The 9,156-nt window shown below is 39.7% G+C and carries 11 protein-coding genes; 8 read left to right on the top strand and 3 right to left on the bottom strand.

Translation table 11 applies throughout. The features are described 5' to 3' along the window. From KF872_12465 to KF872_12450, 4 genes are all read left to right on the top strand, one after another. Positions 1–269, top strand: a 269-nt coding sequence (locus tag KF872_12465) for a T9SS type A sorting domain-containing protein (protein MBX2904353.1), incomplete at its 5' end; no start/stop codon positions are given. Positions 270–362: 93 nt separating this feature from the next. Next, positions 363–1,631 carry a replication-associated recombination protein A gene (locus tag KF872_12460; protein MBX2904352.1) on the top strand — a complete coding sequence of 423 codons (1,269 nt, stop codon included), beginning with the start codon at positions 363–365 and terminating at the stop codon, positions 1,629–1,631. An 88-nt stretch (positions 1,632–1,719) separates the two neighbouring features. Beyond that, a complete protein-coding gene (locus KF872_12455; protein MBX2904351.1) occupies positions 1,720–2,982 on the top strand; it encodes a hypothetical protein in 1,263 nt (420 codons plus the stop codon). Between the two features lie 6 nt (positions 2,983–2,988). Then, the gene (locus KF872_12450; protein ID MBX2904350.1) at positions 2,989–3,474 is read left to right on the top strand and encodes a gliding motility lipoprotein GldH; all 486 of its coding nucleotides are present in this window, start codon (positions 2,989–2,991) and stop codon (positions 3,472–3,474) included. 7 nt (positions 3,475–3,481) lie between these two features. On the opposite strand, the gene KF872_12445 is transcribed toward KF872_12450, so the two are convergent. From KF872_12445 to KF872_12435, 3 genes are read right to left on the bottom strand one after another with little or no spacing between them, the layout of a single operon-like run. Beyond that, positions 3,482–3,916, bottom strand: a complete 435-nt coding sequence (locus KF872_12445; protein ID MBX2904349.1) for a hotdog fold thioesterase — start codon at positions 3,914–3,916, stop codon at positions 3,482–3,484. Positions 3,917–3,933: 17 nt separating this feature from the next. Next, positions 3,934–4,872: a substrate-binding domain-containing protein gene (locus tag KF872_12440; protein ID MBX2904348.1), complete on the bottom strand. Its 939-nt coding sequence runs from the start codon at positions 4,870–4,872 to the stop codon at positions 3,934–3,936. After that, positions 4,869–5,102: a hypothetical protein gene (locus KF872_12435; protein ID MBX2904347.1), complete on the bottom strand. Its 234-nt coding sequence runs from the start codon at positions 5,100–5,102 to the stop codon at positions 4,869–4,871. Before KF872_12435 ends, KF872_12440 begins: the two co-directional genes overlap by 4 nt. A 163-nt stretch (positions 5,103–5,265) precedes the next feature. Between KF872_12435 and KF872_12430 the strand changes: the two genes are divergently transcribed. From KF872_12430 to KF872_12415, 4 genes are all read left to right on the top strand, one after another. Next, on the top strand, positions 5,266–5,829 hold the full coding sequence (locus tag KF872_12430; GenBank protein ID MBX2904346.1) for a helix-turn-helix transcriptional regulator: 564 nt from the start codon (positions 5,266–5,268) through the stop codon (positions 5,827–5,829). An 83-nt stretch (positions 5,830–5,912) separates the two neighbouring features. Then, the gene (locus KF872_12425) at positions 5,913–8,330 is read left to right on the top strand and encodes a copper-translocating P-type ATPase (protein MBX2904345.1); all 2,418 of its coding nucleotides are present in this window, start codon (positions 5,913–5,915) and stop codon (positions 8,328–8,330) included. A gap of 104 nt (positions 8,331–8,434) precedes the next feature. Further along, a complete protein-coding gene (locus KF872_12420; protein MBX2904344.1) occupies positions 8,435–8,659 on the top strand; it encodes a heavy-metal-associated domain-containing protein in 225 nt (74 codons plus the stop codon). A gap of 9 nt (positions 8,660–8,668) precedes the next feature. Then, complete coding sequence (locus tag KF872_12415; protein ID MBX2904343.1) at positions 8,669–9,112, top strand: DUF3347 domain-containing protein; 444 nt, start codon at positions 8,669–8,671, stop codon at positions 9,110–9,112. The last annotated feature ends 44 nt before the right edge of the window (positions 9,113–9,156 follow it).

Raw genomic sequence — 9,156 nt, 5'->3', positions numbered from 1 at the left:
GAGGCGAAGATTTGTTTAGAGTAAGCGAGTTTGTGCCGAATCCTGCAGCCGACCAAGCTAAATTATTCATAACAACAGGAACGGAACAAGAAATAACTATTGAGGTAAATAACTACATGGGCGAAGTAGTGAAAAAAGGCGCTACCTACTTAAACAAAGGCAGCAACACCATTAACTTCGACTTTGGCGATTTGGCAGCCGGAACTTACACCACACGCGTTGTTGCCGGAGCCAATACTTATGTAAGACGCATAATTATTACCAGATAATTTTATCAGGCACTAAGCCTCAAGCCTCCATTGATTGCAAAATCGGTGGAGGCTTTTTTCGTTTTCATGTGTAATAAATAGTTCCTTTGCAACATGAGTTTTTCTATTCCATTGCCGGAACGCATGCGCCCCAATAATTTCGATGCATTTGTAGGGCAGCAGCATTTATTGGGCGAAGGCAAAGTATTGCGCCAACTTATTCAAAGTGGCAATATTCCTTCCATAATATTTTGGGGACCTCCGGGTGTTGGTAAAACATCGCTTGCCCGTTTTATTGCAGCGCAAGTTCAGCTTCCGTTTTTTCAGTTGAGTGCTATAGAAAGTGGTGTAAAAGAAGTACGTGCAGTAATTGAGCGTGCGCAAGCAGAAGGTAAGGCATTGCTGTTTATAGACGAAATTCACAGGTTTAATAAGGCGCAGCAGGATGCGTTACTTGGAGCGGTAGAAAAAGGTACCATAACACTCATTGGTGCTACAACCGAAAATCCTTCGTTTGAGGTAATTTCCGCATTGCTTTCGCGCTGCCAAGTATATGTATTGCAGCCATTGGAGCGCGAGGCATTAGAAACATTGCTGCAAATGGCCATTAGCAATGATGATGTTTTAAAACAGCAAAATTTAATATTGAAAGAAACCGAGGCATTGCTGAAATACAGTGGTGGCGATGCACGGAAGTTGTTGAATGTATTGGAATTGGTAGCTGCATCATTAAGCACAATGCACTCAGGCGAAATTACTAATGCCTTGGTTGAAAGTATTATTCAGCAAAAAATGGCACTGTACGATAAAAGTGGAGAGCAGCATTACGATATTATTTCAGCATTCATAAAGAGCATTAGAGGCAGCGATCCCAATGCTGCACTTTATTACTTAGCACGTATGTTGGAAGGAGGGGAGGAGCCACGCTTTATAGCCAGGCGCATGTTGATACTTGCTAGCGAAGATATCGGAAATGCTAATCCAAATGCGCTGTTGCTAGCCACATCGTGTTTTCAAGCAGTGGAAATGATTGGGTATCCGGAATGCGATTTAATTCTTTCGCAAACCGTAATTTATTTGGCAACTTCACCCAAAAGTAATAGTGCTTATACTGCTATTCGCGCTGCACAAAAACTAGTGCGCGATACAGGCGATTTGTCGGTTCCGCTTTCAATTAGAAATGCACCCACCAAGCTCATGAAAAACTTGAATTATGGCAAAGATTATCAGTATGCACATCAATACGATGGCAATTTTGCCAATCATGAATTTCTTCCGGAAAAAATAAAAGGAACAAAGTTGTATGAGCCGGCAAAGAATGCACGCGAAGAAGAAATGCGCAAGCAATTGCGTGCTTGGTGGAAAGAAAAGTATGGCTATTGAAACTTCAATTAATATTCAATTAGGTGTTTTAAGTTTTGAAGTGTAGTTTCGGGCTTTTATTTTTTAGAAGAATACTTAAATAATATATATGGGTTGTTCAGGGTGCGGTACAAAAAGTGGTGGTGAAGCCAAAGGCTGCCAAAGCGGTGGCGGCTGCTCTTCGGGCAGTTGTAACCGCCAAAATGTGTACGATTGGTTTTCGAACCTTCCACTTTCTTTTAACGAGAACTTCAATATGGTAGAAGTGAGTTTCAAGAATGGTTCACGCAAAGGATATTATAGAAATACAGACCATCTCGATTTTTCAAAAGGCCAGTTAATAGTAGTTGAAGCAGCGCAAGGCTACGATATTGGCGAAGTAAACCTGCAGGGCGAACTTGTAAAAGTGCAAATGAAAAAGCGGAAAGTGAGCGAGCGCGAAGACACTATCCGTAATATAATTAGAGTAGCAACCGAACAAGATATAGATCTCTTGCTTGATAATAGAAACAAGGAAAATGAGTTGATGGTAAAGGCACGCGCCATTTCACGCACTTTAAAGTTAGAAATGAAAATTGGCGATGTGGAGTTTCAAGGCGATGGTAAAAAACTTACTATTTTTTACACTGCCGATGATCGTGTAGATTTTAGAGAATTAGTAAAAGTATATGCCAGAGAGTTTAAGGTGAAAATAGAAATGCGCCAAATTGGGGCAAGACAAGAAGCTGCGCGTATTGGCGGTATAGGTTCGTGCGGAAGGGAACTTTGCTGCTCTACTTGGCTTACCGATTTTAAATCGGTAACTACCAATGCTGTGCGCTACCAAAACTTGGCAATAAACGCAGAGAAATTGAGCGGCCAATGCGGAAGACTAAAGTGCTGTCTTAACTACGAGTTAGATACTTACAATGACGCGCTGAAAAGTTTTCCGCGCCATTCCGATAAAATACTAACCGAAGAAGGTATTGCTTTTTTAAAGAAAACAGAAATACTAAAGCAGTTGCTATGGTATGAATATGAAGAAAAGCGAGGTGTGTTTTTTAAACTTTCTGTTGAAGATGCAAAGGAGCTTTTGTGGATGAATAAAAACAATAAGAAACCACAAAGTCTCGAAAATTATGCGTTGGTAGAAGAGGAAAAAGATGAAAGTAAGCACGATGATTTAGTGGGGCAAGTAAGCTTGGCAGCCCTCGAAGAAAAGGAGCGCAAGAAACACAGAAAGCAGCACCATTCAAAAGGAAAGCCACAAAGCGGTAAGCCGCAGCAAACGGCAGGAGAGCAACCACAGCAATATAAAAAGCAGGGTGCACATAAGCAACATGCTCCTAAGCAGCAGCAAAAACCCAATAATCCCCCTCAACAAAAGCAGTAAAAGTTTATGAAACAAATGCTGTATGTGCTTGCGCTAATGCTTGTATATGTGCTGAGCAGTTGCAACTCCAATGTGATATTTGATAAGAACAATCCATTAGAGCACGAAAGTTGGAGTTATGAGCAGCCGCAAACATTTAAAGTAGCTATTGAAGATACTGCAGTGCGCTACAATATTTATGTAAGCATTCGCCACTCTTTTCATTTTGAATGGCGAAACCTTTGGGTAAATATTGCAACACAGTTTCCTGACGGGGAAAAGTTGTCGAAGCGAGTAAACTTACTGTTGAGCGAAGCCGATGGAAGATGGTTTGGCGATTGCTCCAGCGATAATTGCTTTATTCAAATTCCATTGCAAGAGAATGTGATTTTTCCTGCAGAAGGCACGTATGAGTTTGTAATTACTCAAGATATGCGTGTGAACCCACTTGCCAATATCCGCAATGTAGGCTTAAAGGTTGAAAAGGTAATTTCTACAGCCGAAAAAAACTAAGTTGTTTTTATTGTTTCGGCATGTCTTTTACAGCCAGTGTTAGTCGGCTGATGCAAACTAATTTATCTGATTCGTTGGTGATTTTTATTTCCCAAACTTGCGTAGTGCTACCCAAATGCAACGGTGTGGCTGTGCCAATTACCCAGCCTTCTTTTGCCGGGCGAATGTGGTTGGCATTTATTTCTAAACCTACCACTATTTGTTTACCATATTCCACACACAAACTACCAGCAACGCTGCCAAGTGTTTCGGCTAGCACACAACTTGCGCCTCCGTGTAAAATGCCAAAAGGTTGCCTTGTTCGTTCATCTACGGGCATTTTTGCTTTTAAGAAATTATCGCCCACTTCAATCATTTCAATTCCCATGGTATCGCTGGCGCCTTTACCACGCCAACCATTCAGCACCTCCAAATTAGGTTGGGTTTTCCAAATAGAAGCCATTGTATCTTTTTTATGTATTAGTTAATATATTGTTTGGTAGCAATGTCGGAAGTTGTATCAATTACAACTTCGCGCTGTGGCATTACCGCAGGTATGTATCCTGCATGCAAAAACACTCTTGATGCTTTCGATTTTACCATGAAATTTACAAAGCCCAAGCTTAGTTTGTTTTTGTAATCTGTAACCACGTAGTTTAGGGGTGTAACCAATGGATAGCAATCTGTAAAAATATCGTTTGGATTGGCTGAAACTACTTGCAAAGTATCGTGGCAATGGGTTGCAATTTTTAAGAGCGAAATTTTATTGAAAATGTTTTGCGCCTTTGCTGAAAATTCATCGCTGATGTGTGCATAATCAATAAGACCGATGGCGTTTGGGTTTGCCTCTATATATTGCAGCACACTATCTACACCATTCACCGCAAAAATATTAGAGCTGAATTTAGCAATGCCCAAAGCACTTGCCACAGCTTTTAATCGGTCGCTTTGTTTGCCTTCTATTACAATGGGTTGTGTGCCGTTTGTAAAGAGTGCTTTTAATTCATTGTTTGAAATTTGTTTAAAAGCGCTTTTATTGGTTATGGGTACCAAGGCGCTCTTCGCAATATAATGTTCGCGACCTTTTATAGAATCTACTTTAGCAATTTGTTGCAGTTCTACCGCACTTAATTTTCTGGTGAGCAGTGCTGTTCTGGCACTTCCGTTTAAGAGTTTTTCAAGCAGCGCTCTTTCATTTAAAAATATTGGATTCACCTTTGCTTCTGGAAAGTTGAGTTCAAATATTTCTGCTTGCTGTTGCACAATGCTTTGCAGGCTTTCATCGCAGTAAATATTCAATGTGCCTCTGTTTTGTTCTTCGAGTGTTGGGTAGTATTTAATCTTACCACCGTCTTTACAGGCGTTGGTTGTAAGCGCAATGGAGGATGCCAGCAAAAGAATTTTGAAATGTTTCATCATAAAAGTTCTCCTTTTTTTGCCTTTTGATATTCCCACCAGAATGTAAGAAAACGGTAGCTGCCATAAATGAGCATAAGTGCGCCAAAAAGCACTCTGGTATTGGTGTCGGCTCCATTGGTTATAGATGGTACATAAATAATTGCTAGCCCAATCCCTATAAAAACCAATGAGAAAAGAAAACGCAATGTAACTGCCGGATATTTCGATAGTATTTTTAAAAAGTTATTCATAAAGCACTGCAAAGATGAATTTATGACGTAAGAAAGTATTTAAAATTTCATAAGCCAACATTTTGTAGGCGCAAGTGTGCAAAATGTGTGAAATTAAACTGCGTCTTTTCATTCATCAATGCAATAGCATCTTCAATTTTTACCTTTGAAGTAAATAGCGCGTATGAGTACACTGTTTATTAAGAATATGGTTTGCAATCGTTGTATTATGGTAGTGCAGCAGGCTATAGAAAAACTCGGCTGGGATGTAAAAAATATTAAGTTGGGCGAAGTTACGTTGGTAAATAATATTGACGAAAAGGGGAAAAAGGAGCTAGAGCAATTTTTAGTAGCGTTAGGTTTTGAATTGATTGATGATAGAAAGAGCCGCATTATTGAGCGAATTAAAAATGTAATTATAGAGTTGGTTCATCACCAAGATAATGACACAAAAACTAATTTATCGGATGTGCTAAAACAAGAACTGCATCACGATTACAATTATTTATCGAATTTATTTTCTGAGGTAGAAGGTACTACCATCGAGAAGTATTTTATTGCTCAAAAGATTGAGCGGGTAAAAGAATTATTGGTGTACGATGAATTATCGCTCAGCGAAATTGCATACCAGCTCAATTATTCGAGTGTAGCCTATTTAAGTAATCAATTTAAGAAGGTAACGGGGCTTACTCCAAGCCATTTTAAGCAGATAAAGGCCGATAAGCGCAAACCTTTAGACCAAGTGTAAATCTTACAATTCAATTCTAAAAATCTGTAACTTTTTAGTTGGTATTGTAGGCAATTTTGCGCAGCGTAAGCATTTTGTTTATTATGGAAACCAGCACTAAAAATACTATAGTTTACCTTCCATTAGAAGGTGTAGAAAGCGAACACTGTGCTCTAATTATAGATAAGGAGTTAGCAGGCGTAGCAGGAATTTCGAGCAGTAAAATAGAGTTGAATAATCGCAGAGCTGTAATTGAGGTTAGCAATAGCGAAGGCGTATTGAGCGCAATTAAAGCTATCAGAGAAATTGGCTATGGCGTTACTACCGTAAAGAGTACTTTTCCTGTTTTAGGAATGTCGTGCGCTTCGTGTGCAGGGAGTGCAGAAAGTGCCGTAATACATGCAGCAGGCGTGGTGCATGCTTCGGTAAATTTTGCTTCGGGAAATCTTACCGTGGAATACTTGCCATCAATGTTAGATGCCGCGCAGTTGCAAAAGATAGTGCAAAATGCAGGTTATGATTTGCTAGTAGAAAATGAGCAAGCACAAGCAGAAACCTTAGAGGCTATACATGATGCCAAGATAAGTACACTAAAGAAGCATACAGTTCTTGCAATTTTATTGGCACTTCCTGTAGCAATAATTGGTATGTTTTTTATGGATATGCCTTATGCCAATATTCTCATGTGGTTGTTATCAACTCCCGTAGTTTTTTGGTTGGGCAAAGGTTTTTTTGTGAATGCATGGAAACAGGCAAAGCACCATTCCGCCAATATGGATACATTGGTAGCACTGAGCACTGGTATTGCATATTTGTTTAGTGTATTCAATATGTTTTTCGAAAAATTTTGGCATACCAAAGGCTTACACGCACATGTGTATTTTGAAGCCGCAGCAGTAATTATTGCATTTATTTTGTTAGGAAAATTGCTCGAAGAAAAAGCAAAGAACCATACTTCATCTGCCATAAAAAAGCTTATGGGTTTACAACCTAAAACAGTAGTATTGTTGCATGCCAGTGGCGAAGAGCAGCAAGTGCCCATTAGTGCTGTGGAGGCAGGAAATACAATACTTGTAAAGCCGGGCGAAAAAATAGCGGTAGATGGGATTGTTTTAGAAGGTAGTTCGTATGTAGATGAAAGTATGCTGAATGGAGAGCCGCTGCCGATACTCAAACAGAAGGGCGATGAGGTATTTGCAGGAGCAATAAACCAAAGGGGAAGTTTTCGTTTTAAGGCAGTAAAGGTGGGGCGAGACACCATGCTGGCGCAGATAATTAAAGCCGTGCAAGATGCACAAGGCAGTAAAGCGCCCGTACAGAAATTGGTAGATAAAATTGCCTCCATTTTTGTGCCGGTAGTAATGTTGGTGGCATTAGTGTCTTTTGTAGCATGGATTGTGTTGGGCGGAGAAAATAGCTGGGCGCAAGGACTCTTGTCTGCAGTTTCGGTACTGGTAATTGCGTGTCCTTGTGCATTGGGTTTGGCTACACCAACCGCTATTATGGTAGGCGTAGGAAAAGGTGCGGAGCATGGAATCTTAATTAAAGATGCAGAGAGCTTAGAAGTTGCCAAAAAGATAAATGCGGTAGTGCTGGATAAAACAGGGACCATTACCGAAGGTCGTCCTCAAGTTACAGATGAAAAATGGTTGCATCATCACCCAACAGAAAAGAGTATTTTATTGAGTATTGAAAAGCAATCGGAGCATCCACTGGCAGCAGCAGTTGCCAAGCACTTAGAGCATTTGCAAGAAGTACCTTTGTCGTACTTCGAAAGCATAACAGGAAAAGGGGTAAAAGCAATCTGTAATGAGCAAGCATATTTTGTGGGTAATAAGAAACTACTGCTCGAAAACAATATTGCCATATCTCAAGAGTTGCAACAGCAGTTTAGTGATTGGAGTGCAGCAGCTAAAACGGTGGTGTTTTTTGCAAATAGTATTGAAGCCTTAGCCATTATTGCCATTGCCGATAAAGTAAAAGAATCATCGCATGCAGCAATTACGCAATTGCAGCAAATGGGTATAGAGCTTTATATGCTCACAGGCGATAGCGAAACCACAGCAAGTGCTATTGCAGCACAAACAGGTATTAAGCATTACAAAGCAGAAATGTTGCCGCAGCAAAAAGCCGATTTTATTAAACAATTACAGCAGCAACAAAAAGTAGTGGCAATGGTAGGCGATGGCATAAACGATAGCACAGCTTTAGCAGTGGCAGATGTGAGTATTGCTATGGGTAAAGGCAGCGATATTGCAATGGATGTTGCTAAAATGACCATTATTTCATCGGAACTTACAAAAATACCACAGGCAATAAAACTTTCGCAGCAAACAGTTGCTACCATTAAGCAAAACCTTTTTTGGGCATTTGTTTACAATGTTATAGGCATTCCGGTGGCAGCAGGCATACTTTATCCCATCAATGGTTTTTTATTAAATCCAATGATTGCAGGCGCAGCAATGGCGCTGAGCAGCGTTAGCGTGGTAAGCAACAGTTTGCGTTTAAAATGGAAATCCTAAATCTGTAAAAGTTGCAAACCAAACAAAGAAAAGTGTAAAGAGCACAGCCAAGTAATTGCCATTTTTGCTTTGTAAATTTTCAAAAAAGAAAACAGTATTAAAATATGGAAAACACTAAAGAATTTCAGTTTAAAACCAATATCAATTGTGGAGGTTGTATATCGTCTGTAAAACCACATTTAGATAACGCAGCCGGTATCTGCGAATGGAAAGTAGATACGGCTAATAAAGATAAAATACTTACCGTAAAAACGAATGGCATTACTGCAACAGAAGTTATTGAAACGGTTCAAAAAGCAGGATTTAAAATAGAATTAGTAAACAACTAAAATACAGCTATGAAAAAAATATTGTTTGTATGCGTAGTAACGTTGCTGACATTCTCTGCAATAGCTCAAAACGCAACACCACTTTTAAGTAACTACATTAAAGTGAAAAATGCACTGGTAAATGGCGAAGGCAAAGTTGCGGCAGAGGCCGCTACTGCATTGCAAAAGAGCATTCAAGAAAGCACGGCATTTGCTCAAAAAGAGAACTTGCAAAATGCTGTAAACAAACTGGTGGCAGCAAAGAACATAGAAAAGCAAAGAATTGCATTTACAGATGTTTCTACGCTCATGTGGGCTTTTGTAAAAGGCAATACCGCAGTTAAGGAAGAGGTTTTTTACCAATACTGCCCCATGAAAAAAGCCTATTGGCTCAGCACAGAAAAGGAAATCCGCAATCCTTATTATGGCGCTTCTATGCTAGAATGTGGCAAAGTAGTGGAAATTAAAAAGTAATACAGTCATTGCAGCTTGGCAATTCAACTTTTTGTTTGAACATT

Source organism: Chitinophagales bacterium (genome assembly GCA_019638515.1).
Lineage (GTDB): Bacteria > Bacteroidota > Bacteroidia > Chitinophagales > LD1 > UBA7692.
This window is presented reverse-complemented; position numbering and strand designations above follow the sequence as displayed.